Here is a 24478-nt window from a genome sequence, read left to right on the forward strand (position 1 = left end):
CTTTCATTGCTTATTTAATTCAATACTAAGCAATAAAAGCACAAAATTGAGCCGATTACTACGTAGACTATTTTTAGACCGGTCAGCAATACATCACTCTATTGAACTTCACTTTCAAAACAGCGAGAGAATATTATGCAATGGGAACAACTTACCGCACTGGCGCTGTTTGCGTTTGTATCTACCTTTACACCCGGACCGAATAATTTAATGCTGATGTCTTCTGGGGCGAACGTCGGCTTTAATAAAACCATCCCCCACATGCTAGGGATCACCATTGGCTTCCCTGTTATGGTGATACTAGTGGGATTCGGCTTAGTTGAATTATTTGAGCAATACCCGATCGTACATCAAGGTCTCAAAGTCGTCAGCTTAACCTATTTAGCCTATCTCGCCTGGCAAATCGCGCGCAGCCAGCCTCCTAGCGGAACTGCGCTTAACTATCAACCGCTTAGCTTTTGGCAAGCCGCTAGCTTTCAATGGGTGAATCCAAAAGGTTGGTCTATGGCGCTAACGGCAGTGAGCGTATATAACCCACATAATAGCTGGCTTGGATTAACGATTATTGCCTTGGTTTATGCTCTCGCAAATGTCCCATCCGTTTCATTTTGGACCGTAGCAGGGCAAAAACTGCAGCACTTTTTAACCACACCAGTTCGAGTGCGAACGTTTAACTATTCAATGGCGTTGCTACTGGTGGCATCAACGATACCGATGTTGTAAATCGTTATGTCAGCATAAGCAAAACAGTCAATGATTAAATACACGCTTTGATCGCCACGTTAACGCGCCCTAGACCTAGATTTATCATTCCTCTCTAGGGCGTCACAAATGTAAATTAGTTTAAAGATGCTGTTTGCGGACGATATTGAGTGTTATTCTCAATAAAAATCATTATTCACTATCGAGTTGACTATGCAGCAAGCGACTAGACCTCAAACTTCCACTTCTCAAGCCGTAACGGTTCGGAGTAATAACATGATTACTCCGAACATGCAGCGTCTTGTCTTACAAGGCGACGTGCTAGCAAACTTCCCAAGCGATTGTGAAGGTGGCTACATCAAACTGCTGTTTAATCAAAACGGTAGTACCGACTTATCTTCGCTTGCTGAGGGTGAACGTCCAATGATGCGCACCTATACTATTCGTCGCTTTATGGCCGATGAAAACGCCATCGAAGTTGACTTCGTTCGCCACATTACAGCGGATAACCAGTGTGGGTTTGCATCACGTTGGGCGATGAATGCCACACTAGGTGATACGATTGAAATTCGTGGGCCAGGCACAATTTCTAGCCTAAATCTTTCTGCTGACTGGTTTGTATTAGCCGCGGATATGACAGCACTGCCAGCGTTATCAGCCAAGGTGCGTCAGTTGCCTGCAGAGGCCAAAGGTTACGTCGTCGTTGAAGTGCTTAGCGAAAAAGACATCCAAGACCTTGTGGTGCCAAAGGGTATGGAAGTGCATTGGGTTACCAGTGACCTCGCCGAGGCAGTGCGCCAACTTAACTGGTTAGAAGGTCAAGCTTCTGCATGGGTCGCGTGTGAATTTGATGCTATGCGAGCACTGCGTCAATACTTGCGTAATGACAAAGCCATCGAGCGTGATTTTATTTACATCAGTAGCTACTGGAAAAATGGCGTATCAGAAGATGGCCATAAAGTGATTAAACAGCAGGATGCACAGGAGAACGACTGATTTAGCTAAAACCAACAGCATAAATCTCTCGCTTGTGATTTGCTCAGTAACGCCCTCGTAATAAGAGCGTTGCTCTGGCTATAACGAGATTCCCTTAAGAAGGGAGTCTCGTTATTAGTTAAAATACCACTGAATCCACAAAGACCAAGCCTCTTAATCCACCATCTTCTCAGCCAAAAAATCGATCAATAGACGTACTTTCGGTGATAAGTTACGATTTTGTGGAAACAGAGCCCAAATTCCTTCACGTTCATCACGATACTCTTTTAACACTTCCACCAATTCACCGCTGTCTAACCCTGCTTGAACGTAATAATCAGGTAACTGTACTAACCCCAATCCGCGTTTCGCAGCATCAAGCAGAGAAAAACCCGAATTGCATTGAATTCGCCCACTCACCCGCAATGATTTCTCAGATTTTTTATCTTGAAAGTGCCAATACTCCACCGACCCGACTAAACACTGATGATGTGATAATTCAGATAGCGTATGCGGCGCACCATAACGTTGAATATAGTCCGGGCTCGCACACACATAAAGTTGGCGAGAAGAGAGCCGCTTAGCGATCATGGTAGAATCGCGTAAACGCCCCAAACGAATGGCAATATCATACCCATTCTCAATCAGATCAACCGTTTGGTTAGTCAGGTTCAGCTCCAAATCTAATTGCGGATAAAGCAATAAAAATTCGTGCAGTAATGGCGCGATATGCATTTCACCGTAAGTGACTGGGGCGGTAATTTTTAGTTTGCCTTTTGGCGCTGTCTGCAACTGCGTTACCGCTAATTCAGCCAGCTCTAATCCTTCCACAAGCAATTTACATTGTTCAAAATAGACCTGTCCCGCTTCAGTTAATGTCACCTTACGAGTCGTTCTGTGTAATAACTTTACCGCCAGTCGATCTTCCAATGCTGCCACTCTGCGGCTTATCTGCGCTACCGAGGTATTGAGCTTTCTTGCTGCGCCAGTAAAGCTATTGGTTTCTGCAACCGCAACAAATTCACTTACCCCTTCCCAAATCGCCATCGTCACTCTCTATTATTACGTATTGGTAAAAATCATTTACAGTTTAACCGGATTATCATTTCAAGTGAAACACCTAAAATAAGCACCATCTGATGAGGAAGCGTGACATAAAAACCTCAACTATTCTTAAACACAGAATTGATACCAGTGAATTTGCACTGGTACGTTAATAAGGAAACTCCAATGGCGCTTGATATCAAACCGGGTCAAACTCACATTAAATCTAAAGCAATGGTTGCTTGGGCAGCTGGCGAACCTCTAAAAATGGAAGAAGTTGATGTTCAACTTCCAAAAGCAGGCGAAGTGCTGGTACGCATCGTTGCCACTGGTGTTTGTCACACTGATGCATTCACACTATCAGGTGACGATCCAGAAGGTATCTTCCCTTCAATTCTAGGCCACGAAGGCGGCGGCATCGTTGAAATGATCGGCGAAGGCGTAACAAGTGTTGAAGTTGGCGATCACGTTATCCCTCTTTACACCGCAGAATGTGGCGAATGTAAATTCTGTAAATCTGGTAAAACCAACCTATGCCAAGCCGTTCGTGAAACGCAAGGTAAAGGTCTAATGCCAGACGGTACTAGCCGCTTCTCTATCAATGGTGAAACCATTTTCCATTACATGGGTTGTTCTACTTTCTCTGAGTACACAGTACTTCCAGAAATCTCACTAGCGAAAGTAAACAAAGAAGCGCCACTTGAAGAAGTGTGTCTGCTAGGTTGTGGTGTAACAACAGGTATGGGCGCGGTTCTAAACACTGCAAAAGTTGAAAAAGGCGACAACGTAGCAGTATTTGGCCTAGGTGGTATCGGTTTATCTGCAATCATTGGTGCTCGCATGGCGGGTGCAAACCGCATCATCGGTGTTGATATCAACGAGAGCAAATTTGAGCTAGCAAAACAACTTGGCGCAACTGACTGCATCAACCCAATGAAATTCGACAAACCAATCCAAGAAGTGATCGTTGAGATGACTGATGGTGGTGTTGAGTACTCATTCGAGTGTATCGGTAACGTAAACGTGATGCGTCAAGCTCTTGAGTGCTGCCACAAAGGTTGGGGCGAATCAGTGATCATTGGTGTTGCCGGTGCAGGCCAAGAGATCTCTACTCGTCCATTCCAACTTGTGACTGGCCGTGTATGGCGTGGTTCTGCTTTCGGTGGTGTTAAAGGCCGCTCTGAGCTACCAGAAATCGTTGAACGTTACATGGCTGGCGAATTTGGCCTACAAGAGTTCATCACTCATACCATGGGTCTACAAGACGTTAACGAAGCCTTTGAACTAATGCACAAAGGTGAGTCTATCCGTACTGTTCTACATATGGATAAGTAACATCTTTACCTATTGCGAATGATTAAATCATTCCTTTTAAAGGTCGGTGCCGCCACCAGCGGCATCGACACTCTTCATCAGCATGCATATCTATAGGGTTGATGAATGACAAATTTCATTTGGCTCGAAGTGGTTTAGCAACCGCTAATTATCCCCTCGAGGCAAAGAGCAATCTCATTGAGGATGAGTATGACCATCGAAAACATTAGCCAAGCGAAAGTCTTTGGCGGTTGGCACAAACAATACACGCATCAATCTGACGTTTTAGCCTGTTCGATGCGTTTTGCTATTTTTCTTCCACCTAATGCATCACCAAGTAACCCTGTTCCTGTGATGTATTGGCTATCAGGCTTAACTTGTACTGATGAAAACTTCATGCAAAAAGCTGGCGCTTTCCGTATTGCGGCTGAGTTAGGTATCGCGATTGTCGCTCCTGATACCAGCCCTCGTGGAGAAAACGTCACCAATGATGAAGGCTATGATCTTGGCCAAGGTGCAGGCTTCTATCTCAATGCAACCCAGCAGCCTTGGGCAAAACACTACCAAATGTACGATTATATCGTGACAGAATTGCCTAAACTGATTGAAGCAAATTTCCCAGTCAGCGATGTAAAATCGATTTCTGGACACAGCATGGGTGGCCATGGTGCGTTAACAATTGGTCTAAAAAATAGCGCGAATTATCGTTCAATCTCAGCGTTTAGCCCAATCAGTAACCCAATTCAATGTCCTTGGGGACAAAAAGCATTTACTGCGTATCTCGGTTCTTCGGTAGAAACGTGGAAACAATATGATGCATCTGAATTGCTAAAACGTCATAAATCAGCGCTGCCAATCTTAGTTGATCAAGGTGATGCAGATGGCTTCTTACATGAGCAATTGATGCCAAATGCATTGCAAGCGGCTGCGGATCTACATGGTTCCGACCTTACTTTGCGTATGCAAGCAGGTTACGACCACAGCTACTATTTCATGTCGACATTTATTGAAGAGCACTTACGCTTCCATGCTAAGTACCTTTTCGCTTAAAACGCAGTGTCGATTGAATGATGTTAGTGAGCATCACTAAATAATATCACTGCCTAAAACCCCGCCCTCTCAAATTTCACTGGCGGGGTTTTTACTCTCTACTTAGCGAAAATCATGCACGCCAACTTACCCTTATCAGAACGTCCCTTTCTTGCCTCTCTTTTTGTCGCTTTGCTCCCTCGTCAGGCTAAGCTAAACTAGCCGCTATCTATGTTCGCTTGTTTTATTCAGAGTCGATAATGTCAAAAATTAAAATCGTACTACTTGCGCTGGTGCTAATTGCCGCTGGCGTGGCTGCTTGGGTATTCATCCCAACTCACACCTCTCTCGGCCCACAAGTTTCTTCAACGCCGATTGGCGAAGAGTTTAGTTTGGTCGGTTACAAAATCGTGTCTACCGATCGTAAACTCAATAAAATGAACCAATATTTTCTGATCGCCAACGGGTCAGAATTAGGTGATAACGAACCTGTATTGACGACATCCGATCAATTCCTGCGCGTTGTTGCGGTTAAAGACAACACGTTTAAACTCAGCGTAAAAGGACGTATTGAGCAATATCGTAATGATATCTGGGTGGAAAAAAGCGACGGCACGGCACACCATTGGTTGGCCAGCATGCAATCAGACTACGTGAAATAATCCTCACGACCTAGCGTCAGAACCACCACACCAAATATCCAATTACCCACCTTGCCTCCCCCTAAGGTAACGCAAGGTGGTATTCCTGCTCTAAACAGGTAAAATCGCGCCTCATCGTGTCGCTGATAGAAGTTTACCATGCACCAACCAGAGCAATTATTTACCCGCTTTAACGCCACTGTTGATCAATTCGATCTACCAAGCGCGTTCACATTCCCGTTTTACTATCAGCCACATCCGCTTTGTGTGCTTGCGGCCAACGAGTTACAACAACACCTCGCGACTCAAACAGCGTGGCAACATGATTTTGGTCTAACTGACGAGCAGCAACTTGCGACTGATGAGCCAACAACGGTGACGGGAAATGGCACCGGTAAAATGTTTGGCGTGTTATTAGTGCGCTCGCCTCAAGGCGAACTGGGTTATCTCAGTGCCTTCTCGGGTAAAATTGCTGAACAAAACCTATTGCCAAACTTTGTCCCTCCAGTGTTTGATATGCTGGCTGAAGAGTGCTTTTTCCGCACAGAGCTGGAAGAAATCACCGCATTAAATAGCCAAGTTAAAGCACTGACGGCAAATCCATTGGTCGCAGAACTTACCCAGCAGTTAGCGCAATATAAAGCAGACTACCAAGCACAAGAAGCACAGCAGCGCCAAGCAATGATCGATGGTAGAGCCGCTCGTAAGCTGCAACGCCAACAAGCTGATCAGACGTTGGGTGGCCAAGAATTAGCCGCCGTTGTTGATGATCTTGCCAAGCAAAGTGTGGCGGAAAAAAACGTACTCAAGTACCTAAAATTAGAATGGGATGAGAAAATTAGCCTTGTAGAGGCTCAACTCTCAACATTGACTGATGCCATCACTCACGCAAAGCAGCAGCGAAAGCTCCTTTCCAATGCGCTGCAAAACAAATTGTTCGAACAATACCGCTTCCTTAATGCGCGCGGTGAAGAAAAATCGTTAAAAGCCATTTTTGCCCCAAATACTAACCCGGTACCGCCTGCGGGTGCGGGCGAATGTGCCGCGCCAAAAATGCTGCATTACGCCTATAAGCATGGCTTTACCCCATTGGCGATGGCGGAATTTTGGTGGGGCGTGTCGCCAAAGTCAGAAGTACGCCAACACGCCAAGTTCTATCCTTCTTGCCACGGTAAATGTAACCCGATCCTTGGCCACATGTTACAAGGGCTAGAAGTCGACCCAAACCCACTTGAAGATAACTGGGCCGCGGACAAAGCGTTAGAAGTCATCTATCAAGATGAAGCGATTGTGGTGGTCAACAAGCCCTCCGGTCTACTTTCCGTTCCGGGCAAAACCATCAAAGATTCCGCTTATACTCGCGTACAAGCGATGTTTAACGACAACGCAGAGGGACCATTTGTGTTGCACCGCCTCGATATGGCGACCTCCGGCTTACTGGTATTTGCCCTAACGCGCCGTGCGAATAAGAGCTTACAAAAGCAGTTTATTACTCGCGGCGTTGAGAAGCGTTATATCGCGATGGTAGAAGGGATCGTTGAGCAGACTGAAGGGGAAATTAACCTGCCAATGCGCGGCGATCCGGATGATCGTCCACGCCAATTGGTCTGTTTTGAGCACGGAAAGCCCGCCACTACCTATTGGCAATTAATAGCGACTGAAGATGGTCGCAGTAAACTCTATATGCATCCTAAAACGGGCCGTACCCACCAACTTCGTGTCCATTGTGCCCACCATATGGGGCTAAACATGGCGATGGTCGGTGATGGTTTGTATGGCGAGAAAGATTCACGATTGCATCTGCATGCAGAGCAACTTTCGTTTGATCACCCCTACGATCACCGTCGTATGGTCTTCAACGCCAAATGTGACTTTTAAATAGGCACGCGGCCGAAACATCGACTTGTCGGATATCAATACAAAAACGCCTAAGCTCGGCTTAGGCGTTTTAATTGTCCTGAAAACAGAGCGATTAGCGAGAAGGGCGATCCGTCTCTTGAAGCGGACGAATCACTCGGCACGGATTACCTGCAGCGACCACATTGGCTGGAATGTCTTTTGTTACCACACTGCCTGCGCCAATCACCGAGTTATCGCCAATCGTGATGCCCGGACAAACCACCACACTACCACCTAACCAAACATTATCACCAATCGTAATTGGCAAGCCAAACTCAATACCTTGCTCTACCCGCCCTTGAACATCCAAAGGATGACCAGCGGCATAAAGTTGGATATTAGGGCCAAATAAAACGTTGTCGCCAATCGTGACCTTCGCGACATCAAGCACCACGCAATTGAAGTTAGCAAAGAAGTTTTTGCCAATCTCTATATTGGTTCCGTAATCGCAACGAAATGGCGGTTCAATATACGCGCCCTGTGAGTTGGGGATCAGACGATCAATCGCGTCACGCCACTCGGCTGAATCTGGCAGCGCATTATTAAATTGCTGTAGTGTTTTACGACACTCAATACGCTCGCTGTACAAGGTTTTGTCCCATGCGTCGTAAGGCTCACCGGCTAACATCTTCTGTTTTTCAGTTTTCATTGTTCTTCTCTGTAGGGCAACGTATTCGCGCCTTTAGCATCCTTGCAACATGCAGAGGACTGGCTATTTTCGTTTGTTATATACCACGCAGAAGTTACCGCGTTTGGTTCGACACTTAGAGCAGCGCTCACAGTCAACCTCATCGCGTTGTCCCTCTTTCCAACGTTTGATCAAATCAGGTTCAGCCAATAATGGGCGAGAAAGTGCAAAGTACCCGATGCCGGTATTTTCAGCCATCTCTTCAATGGCATGAATATCACTCAAGCCGCCAACGGTAATGATAGGTACGTTTACATCTTGGCTAATGGCATGTCCGTACTCGTGGAAGTAGCCTTCTTGCTGCAGGGTAAAACCATCAAAAGACTCACCCACTAAGCTACTCGCATTACCGTGAATGTTGCCTGAGATAATAATCGCATCAACACCAATCTGTTCGAGCTTTTTGCAGATTACACGAGTCTCATCAAACGTTGCGCCACCCGCGAAAAACTCTGACGCGGTCAACTTAACCAAAATTGGGAAATCGTTACCGACAAGTTCACGACAAGCCTGATAGATTTCAATCAAAAAGCGCATACGATTTTCTAAGCTACCACCATATTGATCATCACGACGGTTATAGTAAGGGCTTAAAAATTGGTTGATCAAATAGGTGTGTGCGGCATGGATCTCAACACCATCAAATCCAGAATCTTGAGCGCGTTTTGTGGCAAGAGCAAACGCTTCAACAATATAGTCAATCTCTTGCTGCGTCATCGCTTTACCAAGCGTTTGCGTGCCTCGCTCAGCGACCTCACTCGGAGCAAAGATCACTCGTTCGCCAACATTAAAGGTGGTTTTAGTGCCACCATAAGCCAACTGCATCACGATCTTGGCATCATATTGATGCACAAGTGACGTCAGCTTCTGGTACTCGTCGATGAATGAGTCATTGTACATCCCCATCATGCCTGCATTGGGTTTCTCTTCTTCAACAATGTTGGCATAACCGGTCACAATCAGGCCCACTTCGCCTTCCGCTAACTCTCGGTAAACGTCGTACAACTTTTCGGTCATATGACCATCTTCAGTCGCCAAATTTTCCCATGTTGCACTACGGACAAAACGGTTTTTTAATGTCATGCCGCCAATGCGGGATGGTGAAAACAAAATGCTCAAATCTTTTCCTCAATCAAATTCTATTTCCTTTCTTCCCCTTGCTCTCGATACCGATTCAGCTCGAAGCGCATAGTGAGAAATAAAGGAATTGGTTGCTTCATCGACACAACCAAAAAGAACAGCCCTACAAATTGCAGGGCTGTTCTTCATTAGTGACTATCACCAATATGAGCGGCATGGTAACGACTTCGACAGGTAAAAACCTTAATCTGGATTAAGGAATCTCACGCTTCAAGCTTGTAGCTAAGGAAAGTTACTTATCCAAACCTTGTTTTGGCTAAAAAGACTTTTATCAGTAATACTGACCTAGTCATCACGGCGCTAAACTATTTATCTAGTGACTATCTCAAAGTGTGACCGCCCGCATAACACCCTTAGTTCGAAACCCTTTATCTTGTTTGTAGAGGCAATAAGCCTTAAGAAAAAATAGAGGATTTTATGATTGTTTGGTCGATAGCAGGTTTACTTATCTTTTTTGCTACTCAGTTTTTTACGCCAGCGAAAGCTAACCCTTTAAAACAAGCAGCGTGCGCTCTCATGTCATGTCTACTTGGACCACTGATGATTGTGGCGTTTGTGGGATCACTCACTAACACCAATATTTGCCTCAAACATTCTATTTCAGCGTAATCAGCGATAGTAAAATCCGCTGGTTATCACCTAACCAGCGCGTTTTGTTCAATATGCCCCTGACAGCCCTCTAAGTTTGCTGCCTTAATGCCCCTTTCTAAATAGCCAATCCCAACCTGACACGGCACTCCTTAGCGAATTATTTGGTTTTACCGTGATCAACATTGACTGATTCTGCGATTTTTGACGTATACTCACCACTTAAAATACTATGGTGGATACCTCATGAGCCAAGCGCCAACTAAGATTACATTCTTTGAATTTCTAACCCCGTTGATCACCTCTGGTATGAAGACTATTACCATTCGTGATGAAGCTGAAAGCCACTATGTTCCGGGCACACAAGTCGAAGTATTTACTTTAGAAACTGATCAAAAAGTGTGTGATATTAAGATTTTGTCTGTTGAGCCACTCTTGTTCGATGACATCAATGAATTCCATGCGGAACAAGAAGCCCTGCCGTTAGATGAATTAAAGCGATTAATTGGAGAGATTTATCCTGATCTCGACCAACTTTATATGATCAGCTACGAGTTGGTTTAAGACTGAACCATCAGTCATTAAATGGTGATAAAAAAGAGGCTTAAAAGCCTCTTTTTTGTTGTCTGGCGCATCCATGAACTACGTTATTCTAAATGCCCAGCAACACTTTTTAAAAAAACGTTAATACCGTTTAATGAAACCATGACCGCTGAGCCGCTTGGGCAAGTTGACGACGTTTGATATTCGCGCTAATAAAAATCGCAATAACAAAAGGCAAATACCACACCAGCGCATCCACCAATGGTTGAGTGAGAACAGGATTAGGCACTGCACCTTTGCTCAGCACTCCGCTGGTAGCAAACGTGACTAAGACGGGGCTAACAAAATACATAAAGCCAATAAACACCCCCAAAATAGCAAAGTGCACATATCGAATTAGGCCATTAAACATCGCGAGTAATAAACTAAACACCATCGCAAGCACACCACTTAAAATCAGCGCTTGAATAAGGGTAAAGACCAACTGAATATCAATAAAGTCAGCATCAGAAATCCAAGATTCTACACTAGGGACTTGACCAAATAATATGATCAGCATTTCGCTAGAGTAGCGTAGGTACCACTCATTTGAGAACAGAGTAACGTAGCCAGCAAAGATCAGTAGGCCAACCGCCAAAGATGCCAATCCACCCAGTAAGTTAGACATACTATCCCTCAGTTAGTTTGCTTCGACTTCACTAAATTCATCTCTAGCACTAAGCCTTAAAATAAAACGCAATCCAAGCCTGTTACGTTAAAGTTAGAATGAACGACCCAGTTTTTATTTATTATTAACTAAAGAATGAAACATTACCGTTCGGTTTATCCCGATTTCACCAACAAACTCCTGATCATGGCTAACCAAGATCAACGCCGCTGGATAGTTCTTTAACGCCTGACTAAGCACCCGCTTAGAGTGTAGGTCAAGATGATTGTCTGGTTCATCTAATAATAACAATGGTGAATCTGCTTGGTGCCCGACAATGGTCATTGCGAGCTTCATCTTCTCGCCACCACTCAGGCTTCCACTCAAGCGATGAACCTCATCACGCCTAAAACCAATGCCCGCTAATAACGTTCTTGCTTCACTTTGATTGAGATGAGAGCAATAGTGAACAAGGTTCTCGAGCAGTGAATGCTCAGGCAGCAATAGTGAAAAGTGTTGGTCTAAATAGAACACCGCACAGTTACAGCGCAACTCGGGCGTACTCTGCCGATTGATAAGCTGTAACAATGTCGACTTTCCACAACCATTGTGACCCATTAACCAGACCTTATCACCACTGCTTAACTGCGCATTAAGCGGATAACATTGGCTAAATGGAACGGTAAAATTGATGATATTAAGCAGCGGTTTAGCTGTTAATAGTGGCGCTTTTAATCGCATTTTGATCACCTGCTGTTCTTGTTGCTGAGCTTGCAACGCATCTAGCCTTTGATTCAAACGATCACTTTGCCCTCGCTGACTGGTAGCACGACTCGCCGCACTGGCTTGCGCACTATTTCTCATCGCATTGAGCAGTATTTTAGGCTGTCCACCTTGTTTGCGAACTTTATTGCCTTGGGCGGCTCGTTTATCCGCTTTTTCTTGACTTTTTTGCTGCTCAAGCTTGGTTCGCCGTAACTGCGTTTTAACCACATTCATTTGACGATCCAATGCCTGCTGGTGGGCCGTTTTCTGGATTAAATAATCATCGTAATGACCACCATATTGCCGAAGTTCCCCGCCGTTTAACGCCCAAATAGTCGACATTTCACGCAACAAAATACGATCGTGACTGATCAACAAGATCGCACCTTGCCACGAGCGCATTTTTTCCACTAACCACTGCTTCGCCTGATAATCAAGATGGTTAGAAGGTTCATCTAGCACCAGTAATTCAGAATCACTCTCAAACAGTTGCCACAACTGTAACCGTGCCAGTTGTCCCCCTGAAAGATGACGAAGCGCCAGATCAAAATCTAACGGTAAACCCAATTGCCCAAGCAATTCTTCAAGTTGCTGTTTCAAATCCCAGCGCTCAGCAACGTCGTCAAACAAATGTACTGCACAATCCCCCTGCTCTATACGATCAAGTGCGGCTAACACCTTATCCACCTTCAGCATTTGAGCGATGGTTTGATCGGATTCGAGCCACTGTGACGTCAACTGTGAATAGTAACTAAGCGTGGTATTAATCGTGACCGCCCCCGACGTTGGCTGTCGCTGACCAGTCAATAATTCAGCCAGCAAGGATTTTCCGCAGCCATTACGGCCGACTAATCCCGTTCGCCGATTACTGAGAGAGCAACTGATTGATGAGAAAAGAATGCCGCCATCAGAAAATTGATAACCAACGTTATTTGCTTGAATTAGATTTTCACCATTTGAGTGAATAGATGTATGTGGCATATCGCCTCCTAATATTGGAGGGCAAATAGACGCAGCGGTGCAACTCCAAGCCATCGCGAACACACCGCCTAAAGGCGATGTCGAACCAAGCAAAAGAGTTCAAAAGGTAAAGACGAAGCTACGCCCACTAACCCTGTAGTCCAAGAATATATTGAGCCTAAATAGGCTGATGATTTGGATGACAGGTATTAGCAATCCATCGTGGCGTAAACTCCTACAGAAATGATGGCGAGATTTTATCCATACATGATATTTTGGACAACCTATTCGTGATAATAATCGCTTAAATGTGATGAGAGCCAAACACAACGACCATGACGACGCCAACTTTATATATTTTTTCTGGCCTACCTGGCAGTGGTAAATCCACCTTAGCCCAAGCTTTAGCCAAGCAGACTGGCGCGATTTATTTACGAATTGATACCGTTGAGCAAGCGCTGCGAGATTTGTGTCAATTGAAAGTAGAGGGAGAGGGTTATCGACTGAGCTACCGTATTGCCAGCGATAACCTAAAACTAGGTTTAAACGTTATTGCCGACTGTTGTAATCCCATCCAACTGACTCGAGATGAGTGGCAGTCGGTCGCGAATCGGGCTGGCGCAGACTATATCAATATTGAAATCGCCTGCTCTCATCGTGAAGAGCATCAACAGCGTATTGAAACGCGCCTCAATCCAATCGCCAATCTCATTTTACCCACATGGCAACAAGTGGTTGAGCGTCATTACGAGTCATGGAGCAACACGGCAGAATCCAGCTACGTGCTCCGCATCGATACCGCAGGTCAATCGATTGAAGCCTCTTCTGCTGCGCTTTTTCATCAACTTAAACTCACTCAGTAACCGCATTAAGGGTATTTATACCGAGGCAATCCCACCCCAACGTTTCATCGCCTCTTTACCTGCTTCTATTCCAAGTTGGTAGCCATGCTCTAAAGAGGCGGTTTCTCGACTCAAACGTTGCAACTTGAACTCTTCTGGTGGACAAATTGAAATAATCTCCACGCCTTGCGGTGGATTGGCAATCAGTTCCAATGCTTGATTGTAACGCTGATAACGAGTCAACATCGGTTCAACCAATGCTGGAGTTTGACGCAGCATGCGTTTAATCAACAGCGAAAATCGGTCTTTAGTTTTACGGTAGCTTTCCGGGCGACTACGTAGCACCATAATCTGCTTGGCTCCACGACGAATGGCTTCTGCAACTGGAATGGCATCCGCAACTCCGCCATCAACGTAGCGCCTCCCCTCCAGTTCAACCCCGTGGCGATATAAAATCGGCAAAGCACTTGAGGCTTTCATCGTTTCAACCAAGCTGTCTACATGAGGAGTCAAATACTCTACCTGGCCGGTATCTTGCCGTGTTACGACCATGAAAAAAGGGCGATTATCCGCTTGTAGGACGGCGGTATCGATACCGAGCTCTTTTAGGGTTATCGCCCACATCCAATCGAGATCCATCATGTCTCCACCGCGTAGAAACTGAGGAAGATTAAAGAACTCGCGGCGAAGGCTGTAATCAAGGTAAATTTTATGATTTCTTCCCGGCATCTGCGCTAAATACGCCGCTAAATTACTGGTACCGGCTGATACGCCCCAAAAACTATCAAAAGGAGAAAACTCTTGCGCCATAAAATGATCTAAAATGCCGCATGAGAATATACCTCGCATCGCGCCACCTTCTACAATTAGTGCTCTTTCTCCCACCAGCTCAATATGCCCTTTCAATTCGTCCTTACTCATACTGCGATGCCCTTCCGAGAACATTTGAATACATGTCTACTGCGATAATGACAGACAATAACAGAATTTTCCTCGGCCATTCACGATTGGTTATCACAATTAATCATCATGGTAATAATGACTCCCATCAACAAGCCTGATATTGTCTAATTCTTCATCACCTTTTGGCACAATGGAATGTTTCAACAAGTTGTCGGGATCCTCTTTCCTGTCTTCGCGTTAGTTTTGACTGGCTACTCTGTTGGGCGTTGGATTCGTCCCGATTTTGCTGCAATTAACCGCATTAATATGGATGCCTTTACTCCAGCTCTGGTCTTTTCCTCTCTGGTCGCGATGCCCTTAGATACTGAGCAGATCCCACTGCTTAGTGCGGCATTAATCGCCGTACTCATTCCCGGATTGGTGATGATCCCGATTTGTAAGATCATGAAGTTAGATTTTAAGGCATGGGCTCCTCCGCATATGTTTCGTAATAGCGGTAACTTAGCCATTCCCCTTTTTACTTACACATTTGGTGAATCGGCGCTCGCCTCAGCAGTACTGTTATTTGTTGTGTCCGCCTGCACGCATGTCAGTATCGGTTTAGCGGTACTCAGTGGGGGTAATCCATTTAAGCAAGTGATCAAGATGCCCGTCTTTCTTGCAGCAGCAAGCGCACTTGTTCTTAACCTTTGTGGCATTTCGATTTGGATGCCCTTGTATGAAGCCACTAAGCTCCTCGGTCAAGCAGCCGTGCCAGTGATGTTATTATCTCTGGGTGCACAGATGTGTAATATGCGTTTAAGCGGATTGAAAATAGGTCTGATATGTAGCATCCAGTCACTGGCCACTGGCGCGATCGCTTTTGCAATCATTTATTGGTTGATTCCACTGCCAACGATGCAATTACAAATGATGGTGTTATTTGCCATGCTGCCGCCCGCCGTAATGAATTTTCTCTTTGCTGAACGCTTTCAAATATCACCGTCAGAAGTGGCTTCTATGGTGCTATATGGCAACTTTTTCAGCGTATTAACCTTGCCAATTTTGCTCACTTTTGCTCTGTCACTATAGCCCCGCATTATAGAACCGCGAGTCTACAGCGAGATTAGATATTAGGCTGTCGCGCTATATCTAGATACCGTGATTAAAACTGGTCTTCTGGATTAGTTAGTAATGACTCGCCACTATGATCAGTTGCACGACTATCTTCTGGATTACGTAGATTGCAGCTATCAAGGGATAAACAACCACAGCCAATACACCCATTAAGATCGCGTTGCAATGCTTTCAACTGCAAAATACGATGCTCAAGATCGGCGTGCCATTGTGTTGCCATCGCTTCCCACTGTGCTTTAGTTGGCGCTTTGTGTTTAGGTAAAATCGCAAACGCTTGGCCGATTTCTTCCAAAGACATCCCCACTTGTTGCGCCGCTTTAATTACCGCGACACGACGAATCACGCTGCGCTCATAGCGGCGCTGATTACCCGAATTTCGCCAGCTGCTAATCAACCCTTTCTGCTCATAAAAATGCAACGCCGACACCGCAACGCCTGCCCGTTCTGCCACTTGCCCTACTGACATCGTCATACTTGCTACCACCAAATGTTTACTGTTTATCTCACTAAAGCTTAACTTAAGTTAACTTGAGGTTCGAGGACCAGCCTGCTGAGTGAGCGACGAGTTCGCAAAATCAGGATTCAAGCCCACAATTTTCGCCAAAATATCTTAACTTCCCTCGCAACCTCCGCGAATGTAAGAGTTCACTTACAAAAATAACTTCTTAAATAGCAATAAATTAACTCGCTTCAATTGAGATAATCACCTGTAATGGCATCATAGTGGCTCTATTCAAAGAGATGAGAAAGTGAATGAGCGGCAAACAAATCTTAGTCGTCGATGACAATCGTGATCTACGCGAAGCATTAAGCGATTACCTTGGGAAAGCCGGCTTTGATGTTATCGGTGCTGAAAATGGCCAAGCCATGTGGCGAGTGCTAGAAACGCATCAACCTGATCTCATCATTCTTGACATCATGATGCCCGGTGATGATGGTTTTTGCTTATGCCAACAACTTCGCCGAACCTCGAACGTACCGATTATTATGCTCACCGCTGTAACTGAAGAAGCCGATCGCGTCGCTGGGCTTGAAATGGGCGCGGATGATTACATAACCAAATCCTTTAGCCCTCGTGAACTGCTAGCCCGGATAAAAACGATTCTCCGTCGCAGCATCACCAGCCAAAGCGCCAAGTTAGCACGTCGAGTACGTTTCGAAAATTGGTTACTCGATACGGTCACTCGCCAGTTGACTCACTTGCCAACACAAACCATCAAGCAACTTAGCGGCGCCGACCTTTCGTTACTCGGGTTGTTTATCTCCCATGCCGAATCGATTCTGTCACGCGATGACATTGCCCGTGAAATCTGGGGGCGAGACAGCGATCCATTTGAGCGGGGTATCGACGTGCAAATTAGCCGCTTACGTCATCACCTTGATGACAAAGATCGTTCACTGATTCTGACCGTACGTAACAAGGGTTACATGCTTACAGCTGGCGTACAGTATGAAAGTTAAAGCGTGGAGCAACTCCTTGGCAATGCGCACCAGCTTATTTTTGCTATGCGTCATTATTTTAGCTCAGTTTTTAGCCGGATTAATTTGGTATCAACACAGCAGCGAAAAGGATCAGCAAGGGCTAACGACGACGGTCAACAGCTTAGCGCTCAGTGCTGCTTCAACCATCTCTTTTTTCCAAACATTGCCACCGGAATATCGCCATCTGGTCCTTAACCAACTGCGAAGCATGGGTGGTACACGCTTTTTTGTTTCACTCAACAACCACCAAATACCTGTCGCTCCCCTGCCTGATAGCAAACGCAAAACCATGGTGATCAACGAAGTGGAGTCGGTATTGCGCCAAGAACTGCACAATGCCCCGACAATTCAGGTCGAGTTTACTCGCCGCGACAAACTGAAAGTATTTAACAAAGAGCTGCCCATAGATGAGTTGCCCTTGCTATGGGGGCATTACTCACTCTCTTATGGCGATCTCAACCCACCGATTTTAGTGATTCAAGTCAAAGTCGATCAACACGCGTGGTTCTATTTAGCCGCGGTACTACCTGCGCCTTATATCAACTTAGAGACCAACTATTTCGAAATTCGTGAGTGGTTTACCCTGCTGCTTTCGGCGTTGGTGTTGCTGATCTGTACTTGGGTGGTCGTGCAGCGCGAAATCCGGCCCATCCGTCGTTTAGCCAAGGCCGCAACACTCATGTCAAGCCGCTTGAAAGTACCCGAATTAAAAGAGGAAGGCAGCGCAGAGCTCAAAGCGGCAGTGCATGCGTTTAATAAAATGAATCGTCGCATCGACAGCCATATGAAAGATCGTGAGATGTTGTTTGGCGCTATATCTCACGATTTAAAAACCCCCATTGCTTGTCTAAAACTTAGAGCCGAGATGCTTGATGATGAGATTGAACGGGAACGCTTTTCACGCATAGCCAACGATCTCGATTTGATGGTTAAAGGCGCATTGCAATGCATTAAAGAAACCGACATCCACGAGGATATTGAGCCGATCGATTTACGCCAATTAGTGATGCATATCGCGGCTATCATCGATCCCAATGGCGAACGAATTTTCATCCATGGCGGACCAGTGCAAGCTTATGCAGGCAAGCCTTTAGCAATTAAGCGCTGTATGCAAAACTTGATTGATAACGCCGTCAAATACGGTCATAAGGCGGAAATTACGCTTGCGGAAACGGCCGATGCCATCACCATAATGATCGAAGATCATGGCACCTCGTTAGACAGTCAATATCTCGAAGCCAATCAACTCGAGAAACTCTTTCAACCCTATTTTCGTGGTCACACCGATAAAGAGGGTAATGGTCTTGGCCTCACTATTTCGCAAAGCATAGCCAAAGCGCATGGCGGTCATTTATCACTCAGTGTGACAGAACGTGGCGGCCTATGCGCGACGCTCGCATTTCCAAGAGATTAAGCATGAAGAAAACACTACTCACTATGATCATCACCAGCTTTTCCGCCAACAGTTTTGCTGAGGTAGAGTTTCTCCATTGGTGGACTTCAAAAGGCGAAATCAAAGCGTTAGAAGCTCTCGAAAATCAGTTACAACACCATGATATCCAATTGCGGCACTCAGCGATTCTGGGTGGCGGCGGCGACAGTGCTATGACGGTATTACAGGCTCGTGCATTGGCAGGTAACACACCCGATGTTGCACAGATCGAAGGACCAAGTATCAAAGCATGGGACGATGTGGGGATTGTGCATACCATCAACGAAACCGCGCTCAAGCATCAATGGGATGAAAACCTACATCCGCTGACCATCAGTATCAATAAATCGGCTAACGGTTATGTTGCGCTACCAATCACCCTACATCGACTAAATTGGATGTGGGTCAACCATCGCTTACTCGACCAACTTGAACTGCAAGTACCGACCACTTGGCCAGAAATGTTTCAGGCGATGGAAAAAGCCCAGCAAGCCAATTTACTCCCCTTAGCCGTTGGTGAACAAAGTTGGCAAATCGCGTCACTCTTTGAAAGCTTAGTGATCGCCTCTGGGGGAGTCGACTTTTACCATAAAGCTTTAGTTGAGCTTAAACGCGATCACATTGATAGTGAGCAAATGCGCTTAGCGCTACGCCAATTACGCAAAATTGCTAGCTTTGTTGAACCGCTACAGCCCAATCAAAACTGGGATACCGCAACACAATCCTTAATCGACAATAAAGCGCTATTTCAATTAGGCGGCGACTGGATCTTAGGTGATCTGCTGGCTTCTGATGTAAAAGTTCCACAGCAAATAGGTTGCTATCCAGCACCTCAATCACACAGTGCTTTTTTATATAACATGGACAGTTTTATCTTTATGGACGCGCCAGACTTTAGTCAGCAACAAGCCGTTGAAGTGGCCAATGCGCTGGCAGACAAAACGTTTCAAGCACGATTCAATCAAATTAAAGGATCAGTTCCGGTGCGAACCGATATCGACCTTTCTGCTTTCAATCCCTGCCAGAGACAATCCGCCCAAGACTTTATCCAAGCCAGCAAGAACGGACTGGCGATACCTAGCATGAGTGACTCAATGGCGGTCAATCCCATTGCCCAACAAGCCATCAATTCAGAAATCTTCAACTACTATCGAAACCCGAATGTCACCGAAGAAGCCGTGTTGCGCCGTATTATCGCCATCGCACAAAGCACCTAGTTACTTGGTCGCCGTCATCCGGCTAATGTTTACGTTATTCATACTCCGCAAAAAAGAACAGGCGACCCGTTACTGGTCGCCTGTTACCGATTCATTCGTCCGCTATTATCTAGCGATCCAAAGACATTCCCACATCGGCTAATTTCTGCTTAAACGATTCAACGCTCTCCGCCTGATAGGTCGGTGAACCATTGAAATAACGCGGTTTCTCTGGTGCTAATGCATTTTTTACTGCTTTTTCCTGCTCAAGGTCATCATGGTAGATAGTGACACGATTAGGAATGTCCTGTTTGAATGTCGCCATTTCGCTCTCCTTTTCTTTGACGTTTTTATTAAGCGTAGAGAGTTGCGGCAAACTGTCAAAGTAAGGGGCGAAATTCATTCCTTCTCACCGTCAAAAAATAAGAATAAAAAAACTAAAATTCAATCACTTATGAAACCAATATTAATGTAAAATAAATGTTAGCATTTGTGAGTTCACAACATTTATGCCAGAAGTATGACTCAAGCGATAAGCACTAGTGGCCAAACGCAGGAAGAATAAACTCTTTCATGAGTCTTGTATGAGGTAACAGCAATTCAAAATTACTCGCTGTGCGCACAATCACCAAATTGAGATCATCAACAACCGCAATCATTTGCCCACCATAACCAAGCGCATAATTAACTTGATAGGTTTTACCACCACTAAAGATATGGTCAATCCACCAATAATAACCATAGCCAGAGCTATAGATTGGCGTCGCAAGATAAGGCGTAGTCATCTGGTTTATCCAACTCGGTGAGATAATCTGGTTACCTTGCCACTTTCCTTGATTATCGAGTAACAGCCCTAATTTGAGCATATCTCGCGAACGCAAAAATGCCCCACCAGCGGTATTAGAGTGGTTTCCCGCTTGCTTACTAATATAGGCATGTTCTAAACACAAACTTTGCAAAGGACTGCTCTTCATGAACTCCGCAAAATTGTCATGCTGGGTTTGCTCCGCCAAAAGTTGACCAACAATCGTCACCAAACCACCATTGTAGTTAAATCGTGCCCCTGGCTTATCGACCATTGAACGACTGAGTACAAAGCGAGCTGGGTCATTCTCAATCATTTCTTGATAACGAATATTGCCGGGTTCAGAATAAGGCGTACCCCATTCATCCCACTCAAGCCCAGCGCCCATTGAGAGAAAATCATGTAAGGTTAAACTGGCTTTTTCACCTTGCAGCAGCGATTCATATTGCGGCATCAGTTCGCTTAGTTTTTGTTGAGTATCACCCAATTTTCCTTGTTGCTGTGCGACGCCAACCATCATCGCCGTTAAGCTTTTGGTAATGGATTGAACACTATGCGGGTAAGCAGATTGCCAGCCATTCAGATACTTTTCATAGACAATCTCGCCATTTTTAGCGATCAAAAAGCTATTCGTTTTAGCAAAAGGCCCAGACTCCTTTTCGCCAAGTTGCGTTAGTTCATCAATCAAATCTCGATCAAACTTTGCGTCAGGATTTTCACTCCAGGACGAAAATTGACAGCTTTGATGCTGACCTACCGATGTAAACCACTCTGGTGAGTCATACAATTTGTCCAATAGTTGATGTTGAGGCAAGGCGTGATGGCGTTTCGCTTGATAGCTTTGGCCATTTTCAGAAAATTGCGCTTGTTGATATTCTCCCTGCTGAGCATGGGTAAACTGCCCCGAGATTGAGACTCGACTGTCGTGGATTTTTATCGCTCCTTGAGTGCTTACATCAATAGCGAGGACACCCCAAGCTGAGCGCAGATAATCTTGCCCATTTTGGTGATAAATTTGTATCAGAGGTAAATTGACTTGATCGGTTGTGTAGACCCCATGGTATTTAATTCCCTGCTCCTGCTGATCAAAGCAACCGCCAATTAAGCTCGTCACAATAACAACCAATACTGCGAAAAAAGTGCGAGACATCCTAGTCTTCCCGTTCACTGGATATTTGCTCCATTGTATTAAAAACATTACCTCGACGTAGATACCCCTAATCAATATGCGGTCAATACTGCAACTATCTTTCCTTCTATTTCGCAGCAAGAAAATAGTGAGTCTAATTTAGACAACCGCGAACAATAAACACACTATTTGTAGCCATTGTGGAGGCATATCTCCACAAACCACTTATTGTTTCTAGCAACCGATTGGGAAACAAGAGCGTTAATATTGGTTCTAAGAGCTTAGAGGCTGGAGATCGATCACATTTGACGATAAAAAACAGTCAAAGTTAGACAACATTCTGTAATACAAAATGCAATATAGTTCACTATTTAGAAAAAGAGATAACAGTATGCTAATTCAAGCGAGCATCTCTGCTCTAAAATTGGATGGTATTTTAAGTACTTAACCAAGTGATAAATCCACTTACAGAAGACACATAATAAAATCAATGACAGTGACTAATTCAAGCCCATATCCGCTCGGTGCCACTCTAACTCAACAAGGGTGTAACTTTGCGATTCATTCGCCGGACTGCCCTGACATTCAACTGGCGTTGTTTGACGATTCTGGCAGTTATACTACTCATCCATTAGAGCATGAATATGCGGGCGTGAAACACACTTACATTACCGATATTCAAGCAGGTCAAAAATACGGATACATCACAACAATCAACGGCCAATTACATTACCTCGCTGATCCCTATGCCAAAGCTCTAGAGCGTGAACTGAGTTACACCTTACCGTTTAACGCTGAAAAAAGTTTTAAGCTGGCTAAATGTGTCGTGACTAATGATAAATTTGACTGGCAAGACGTAATCAAACCCAACCGACCTCGCGATGAAATGGTGTTGTTTGAAACTCACGTAAAGGGCGTCACTAAGTGCAACCCTAACGTTTCAACTAGCCAGCAAGGTCGCTATCTTGGCTTGATCAGTGAAGCGATGTTGACCTTCTACCGTGAACAAAACATCAACACGATTCAACTAATGCCGATCACAGCCTGTATGCATGAACCTCACCTACTCTCAATGCGCAAGGTGAACTATTGGGGATACAATCCTTATCTCTTCATGGTTCCTGATCCACGTTACGCAGAATACGATGCGGTCTTTGAGCTCAAAACCACCATTCGAGAACTGCACCGTCATGGTATTGAAGTCATTCTAGATGTAGTCTACAACCACACAGCAGAAGGGGGCAGCGATGGACCAGCGTTTAACCTCAGAGCACTCGACAAGCATCACTACCTAACTCATGGCCACCATTTTGCCAACTACACTGGTTGTGGTAACACCGTCAACTTAGCGTATCAACCATCACTTAACTTAATTATGGATACCCTTCGTTACTGGGTTAACGAATTCCATATTGATGGTTTCCGTTTCGATCTCGCAGCCACTCTTGGTCGTGAAGGTGATCAATTCAATCCAAACAGCGGTTTTTTCAAGGCTGTTGCGCAAGATCCCGTCCTCAAGCAAACCAAACTCATTGCAGAGCCTTGGGATATCGGACCAAATGGTTATCAAGTCGGTAATTTCCCGCAAGGTTGGAATGAATGTAATGATCGCTTACGCGATATTAGCCGGAGCTTTTGGCGCGGTGACAATGGCTATCTAAAAGAGCTCGCGACACGCTTAATGGGATCACGAGATCTCTATAGCGCCGCCAACTGGCCTTATCGCCTCACGGTCAATTACATTACTTACCATGACGGCTTCTGCCTGCAAGATCTGGTCTCCTATAAGTCTAAACATAACGAAGCTAACGGAGAGCAAAACCGTGACGGACACGGTGACAACCGTTCGGCAAACTATGGCATTGAGGGGCCATCAGATCGTCAATCTGTGACCAGTCTGCGTGAAAAACAAAAACGCAATTTTATGGCCACACTGCTGTTCTCATTTGGTATTCCACACATTTTAACCGCTGATGTGTTGTCACATACACAAAAAGGCAATAACAACGCGTATTGCCAAGACAACGAAATCAGTTGGCTAAATTGGCAATTAGATCAGCATCAGCAGGACTTTAAACAATGGTTAGCAGAGATGGTTGCAGCACGACAATGCTACATGCTGCCCTTTATTCGCGCATTCAGTGGCGAGAGTCGTAATCACAATCGGATTTTTTGGCGCCGTCTCGATGGTAAAGATCTCTCCCATGATGATTGGAATCAGCTCACAGCAGTCGCCTTACACCTTGGAATCGACGAACATGGCGATGAACTATTTTATTGCATCAACCAAACCAACGCACCGGCGCGGTTCAGCTTGCCGAGTGAAGATCAGCAGCAGTGGAATATGATCTGTAATACTGGTGGGTTAGATTTGCATCAAACGATTGATGGTAAGCAAATCCTACTTGAACCGGTTTCAATCGCAATTTTTCATTTCTCACCTAGTTAGAATTCCGGAACCAATCAGAAAGTTCTGTACACACTGTTTATCTTCACATCAACAGGGGCGCAAAGTGACGCGCCCCCGAATTCTACTTAATAAAAGCGACGAGTTGTTGTCAAAAGTGCATTGATGTGCATACAAAATCCGTTTATTATACGACACAAATCACAATAATTTTAAACATGTTGGCAAAAAT

General features: G+C 45.1%; 22 protein-coding genes. 13 read left to right on the plus strand and 9 right to left on the minus strand.

All coding sequences use genetic code 11. From position 1 onward, the window contains the following. Window positions 1-135: 135 nt before the first annotated feature. Together RJD38_RS15520 and RJD38_RS15525 are read left to right on the plus strand one after the other, a co-directional pair. Complete coding sequence (locus tag RJD38_RS15520) at window positions 136-723, plus strand: LysE family translocator (RefSeq protein WP_065546509.1); 588 nt, start codon at window positions 136-138, stop codon at window positions 721-723. A 192-nt stretch (window positions 724-915) separates the two neighbouring features. After that, complete coding sequence (locus RJD38_RS15525; protein ID WP_065546510.1) at window positions 916-1698, plus strand: siderophore-interacting protein; 783 nt, start codon at window positions 916-918, stop codon at window positions 1696-1698. 153 nt (window positions 1699-1851) lie between these two features. On the opposite strand, the gene RJD38_RS15530 is transcribed toward RJD38_RS15525, so the two are convergent. Beyond that, window positions 1852-2724, minus strand: coding sequence for a LysR family transcriptional regulator (locus tag RJD38_RS15530; protein ID WP_065546511.1), 873 nt, complete (start codon window positions 2722-2724; stop codon window positions 1852-1854). Window positions 2725-2907: 183 nt separating this feature from the next. Between RJD38_RS15530 and RJD38_RS15535 the strand changes: the two genes are divergently transcribed. From RJD38_RS15535 to RJD38_RS15550, 4 genes are all read left to right on the plus strand, one after another. Next, a complete protein-coding gene (locus RJD38_RS15535) occupies window positions 2908-4056 on the plus strand; it encodes an S-(hydroxymethyl)glutathione dehydrogenase/class III alcohol dehydrogenase (protein WP_005599938.1) in 1149 nt (382 codons plus the stop codon). 189 nt (window positions 4057-4245) lie between these two features. Then, window positions 4246-5085, plus strand: a complete 840-nt coding sequence (gene fghA / locus RJD38_RS15540) for an S-formylglutathione hydrolase (protein ID WP_065546512.1) — start codon at window positions 4246-4248, stop codon at window positions 5083-5085. A gap of 239 nt (window positions 5086-5324) precedes the next feature. Next, window positions 5325-5726, plus strand: coding sequence for a hypothetical protein (locus RJD38_RS15545; protein WP_009385467.1), 402 nt, complete (start codon window positions 5325-5327; stop codon window positions 5724-5726). Between the two features lie 138 nt (window positions 5727-5864). Continuing rightward, on the plus strand, window positions 5865-7583 hold the full coding sequence (locus tag RJD38_RS15550; protein WP_367971657.1) for an RluA family pseudouridine synthase: 1719 nt from the start codon (window positions 5865-5867) through the stop codon (window positions 7581-7583). Between the two features lie 94 nt (window positions 7584-7677). Here the strand turns inward: RJD38_RS15550 and RJD38_RS15555 are convergent, their stop codons facing one another. Together RJD38_RS15555 and RJD38_RS15560 are read right to left on the minus strand one after the other, a co-directional pair. Further along, window positions 7678-8253, minus strand: a complete 576-nt coding sequence (locus tag RJD38_RS15555; protein ID WP_065546513.1) for a sugar O-acetyltransferase — start codon at window positions 8251-8253, stop codon at window positions 7678-7680. 63 nt (window positions 8254-8316) lie between these two features. Continuing rightward, window positions 8317-9411, minus strand: a complete 1095-nt coding sequence (locus RJD38_RS15560; protein WP_065546514.1) for an NADH:flavin oxidoreductase — start codon at window positions 9409-9411, stop codon at window positions 8317-8319. An 855-nt stretch (window positions 9412-10266) separates the two neighbouring features. On the opposite strand from RJD38_RS15560, the gene yqfB reads away from it, so the two are divergent. Then, window positions 10267-10584 carry a N(4)-acetylcytidine aminohydrolase gene (yqfB, locus tag RJD38_RS15565; protein WP_005599929.1) on the plus strand — a complete coding sequence of 106 codons (318 nt, stop codon included), beginning with the start codon at window positions 10267-10269 and terminating at the stop codon, window positions 10582-10584. A gap of 130 nt (window positions 10585-10714) precedes the next feature. On the opposite strand, the gene RJD38_RS15570 is transcribed toward yqfB, so the two are convergent. Next, window positions 10715-11230: a hypothetical protein gene (locus RJD38_RS15570; RefSeq protein ID WP_065546515.1), complete on the minus strand. Its 516-nt coding sequence runs from the start codon at window positions 11228-11230 to the stop codon at window positions 10715-10717. Between the two features lie 114 nt (window positions 11231-11344). Next, on the minus strand, window positions 11345-12955 hold the full coding sequence (locus tag RJD38_RS15575; RefSeq protein WP_065546516.1) for an ATP-binding cassette domain-containing protein: 1611 nt from the start codon (window positions 12953-12955) through the stop codon (window positions 11345-11347). 314 nt (window positions 12956-13269) lie between these two features. Here RJD38_RS15575 and RJD38_RS15580 point away from each other — a divergent pair, with 314 nt between their 5' ends. Next, the gene (locus RJD38_RS15580; RefSeq protein ID WP_065431437.1) at window positions 13270-13797 is read left to right on the plus strand and encodes an AAA family ATPase; all 528 of its coding nucleotides are present in this window, start codon (window positions 13270-13272) and stop codon (window positions 13795-13797) included. 15 nt (window positions 13798-13812) lie between these two features. Here RJD38_RS15580 and RJD38_RS15585 read toward each other — a convergent pair whose 3' ends face one another. Continuing rightward, window positions 13813-14697 carry a patatin-like phospholipase family protein gene (locus RJD38_RS15585; RefSeq protein WP_406853369.1) on the minus strand — a complete coding sequence of 295 codons (885 nt, stop codon included), beginning with the start codon at window positions 14695-14697 and terminating at the stop codon, window positions 13813-13815. A 177-nt stretch (window positions 14698-14874) separates the two neighbouring features. Between RJD38_RS15585 and RJD38_RS15590 the strand changes: the two genes are divergently transcribed. Continuing rightward, window positions 14875-15750, plus strand: a complete 876-nt coding sequence (locus RJD38_RS15590; protein ID WP_065546518.1) for an AEC family transporter — start codon at window positions 14875-14877, stop codon at window positions 15748-15750. 73 nt (window positions 15751-15823) lie between these two features. Here the strand turns inward: RJD38_RS15590 and soxR are convergent, their stop codons facing one another. Beyond that, window positions 15824-16267 (minus strand): redox-sensitive transcriptional activator SoxR, encoded by a 444-nt coding sequence (soxR, locus tag RJD38_RS15595; protein WP_065546519.1) that lies wholly within the window; start codon window positions 16265-16267, stop codon window positions 15824-15826. Window positions 16268-16548: 281 nt separating this feature from the next. On the opposite strand from soxR, the gene RJD38_RS15600 reads away from it, so the two are divergent. Genes RJD38_RS15600 through RJD38_RS15610 form a run of 3 tightly spaced genes read left to right on the plus strand, consistent with a single transcriptional unit; the run spans window position 16549 to window position 19926 of the window. Further along, window positions 16549-17256 (plus strand): response regulator transcription factor, encoded by a 708-nt coding sequence (locus RJD38_RS15600; protein WP_009385477.1) that lies wholly within the window; start codon window positions 16549-16551, stop codon window positions 17254-17256. Further along, window positions 17246-18691, plus strand: a complete 1446-nt coding sequence (locus RJD38_RS15605; protein ID WP_065546520.1) for an ATP-binding protein — start codon at window positions 17246-17248, stop codon at window positions 18689-18691. Before RJD38_RS15600 ends, RJD38_RS15605 begins: the two co-directional genes overlap by 11 nt. A 2-nt stretch (window positions 18692-18693) precedes the next feature. Further along, the gene (locus tag RJD38_RS15610; protein ID WP_065546521.1) at window positions 18694-19926 is read left to right on the plus strand and encodes an ABC transporter substrate-binding protein; all 1233 of its coding nucleotides are present in this window, start codon (window positions 18694-18696) and stop codon (window positions 19924-19926) included. Between the two features lie 109 nt (window positions 19927-20035). On the opposite strand, the gene RJD38_RS15615 is transcribed toward RJD38_RS15610, so the two are convergent. Together RJD38_RS15615 and RJD38_RS15620 are read right to left on the minus strand one after the other, a co-directional pair. Next, window positions 20036-20230 (minus strand): hypothetical protein, encoded by a 195-nt coding sequence (locus RJD38_RS15615; protein WP_038219333.1) that lies wholly within the window; start codon window positions 20228-20230, stop codon window positions 20036-20038. Between the two features lie 214 nt (window positions 20231-20444). Continuing rightward, complete coding sequence (locus RJD38_RS15620) at window positions 20445-21860, minus strand: serine hydrolase domain-containing protein (RefSeq protein WP_065546522.1); 1416 nt, start codon at window positions 21858-21860, stop codon at window positions 20445-20447. 469 nt (window positions 21861-22329) lie between these two features. On the opposite strand from RJD38_RS15620, the gene glgX reads away from it, so the two are divergent. Further along, window positions 22330-24288 carry a glycogen debranching protein GlgX gene (gene glgX, locus RJD38_RS15625; RefSeq protein WP_005599913.1) on the plus strand — a complete coding sequence of 653 codons (1959 nt, stop codon included), beginning with the start codon at window positions 22330-22332 and terminating at the stop codon, window positions 24286-24288. Window positions 24289-24478: the final 190 nt, after the last annotated feature.

Source organism: Vibrio scophthalmi (assembly GCF_040869025.1).
Taxonomy (GTDB): domain Bacteria; phylum Pseudomonadota; class Gammaproteobacteria; order Enterobacterales; family Vibrionaceae; genus Vibrio; species Vibrio scophthalmi.

Coding starts and splice junctions, on each gene's coding strand:
- glgX (WP_005599913.1), top strand. CDS start 22,330: ATGACAGTGACTAATTCAAGCCCATATCCGCTCGGTGCCACTCTAACT.
- RJD38_RS15575 (WP_065546516.1), bottom strand. CDS start 12,955: ATGCCACATACATCTATTCACTCAAATGGTGAAAATCTAATTCAAGCA.
- RJD38_RS15590 (WP_065546518.1), top strand. CDS start 14,875: ATGTTTCAACAAGTTGTCGGGATCCTCTTTCCTGTCTTCGCGTTAGTT.
- fghA (WP_065546512.1), top strand. CDS start 4,246: ATGACCATCGAAAACATTAGCCAAGCGAAAGTCTTTGGCGGTTGGCAC.
- RJD38_RS15570 (WP_065546515.1), bottom strand. CDS start 11,230: ATGTCTAACTTACTGGGTGGATTGGCATCTTTGGCGGTTGGCCTACTG.
- RJD38_RS15535 (WP_005599938.1), top strand. CDS start 2,908: ATGGCGCTTGATATCAAACCGGGTCAAACTCACATTAAATCTAAAGCA.
- yqfB (WP_005599929.1), top strand. CDS start 10,267: ATGAGCCAAGCGCCAACTAAGATTACATTCTTTGAATTTCTAACCCCG.
- RJD38_RS15585 (WP_406853369.1), bottom strand. CDS start 14,697: ATGAGTAAGGACGAATTGAAAGGGCATATTGAGCTGGTGGGAGAAAGA.
- RJD38_RS15600 (WP_009385477.1), top strand. CDS start 16,549: ATGAGCGGCAAACAAATCTTAGTCGTCGATGACAATCGTGATCTACGC.
- RJD38_RS15615 (WP_038219333.1), bottom strand. CDS start 20,230: ATGGCGACATTCAAACAGGACATTCCTAATCGTGTCACTATCTACCAT.
- RJD38_RS15620 (WP_065546522.1), bottom strand. CDS start 21,860: ATGTCTCGCACTTTTTTCGCAGTATTGGTTGTTATTGTGACGAGCTTA.
- RJD38_RS15530 (WP_065546511.1), bottom strand. CDS start 2,724: ATGGCGATTTGGGAAGGGGTAAGTGAATTTGTTGCGGTTGCAGAAACC.
- RJD38_RS15520 (WP_065546509.1), top strand. CDS start 136: ATGCAATGGGAACAACTTACCGCACTGGCGCTGTTTGCGTTTGTATCT.
- RJD38_RS15610 (WP_065546521.1), top strand. CDS start 18,694: ATGAAGAAAACACTACTCACTATGATCATCACCAGCTTTTCCGCCAAC.
- soxR (WP_065546519.1), bottom strand. CDS start 16,267: ATGACGATGTCAGTAGGGCAAGTGGCAGAACGGGCAGGCGTTGCGGTG.
- RJD38_RS15605 (WP_065546520.1), top strand. CDS start 17,246: ATGAAAGTTAAAGCGTGGAGCAACTCCTTGGCAATGCGCACCAGCTTA.
- RJD38_RS15580 (WP_065431437.1), top strand. CDS start 13,270: ATGACGACGCCAACTTTATATATTTTTTCTGGCCTACCTGGCAGTGGT.
- RJD38_RS15545 (WP_009385467.1), top strand. CDS start 5,325: ATGTCAAAAATTAAAATCGTACTACTTGCGCTGGTGCTAATTGCCGCT.
- RJD38_RS15550 (WP_367971657.1), top strand. CDS start 5,865: ATGCACCAACCAGAGCAATTATTTACCCGCTTTAACGCCACTGTTGAT.
- RJD38_RS15555 (WP_065546513.1), bottom strand. CDS start 8,253: ATGAAAACTGAAAAACAGAAGATGTTAGCCGGTGAGCCTTACGACGCA.
- RJD38_RS15525 (WP_065546510.1), top strand. CDS start 916: ATGCAGCAAGCGACTAGACCTCAAACTTCCACTTCTCAAGCCGTAACG.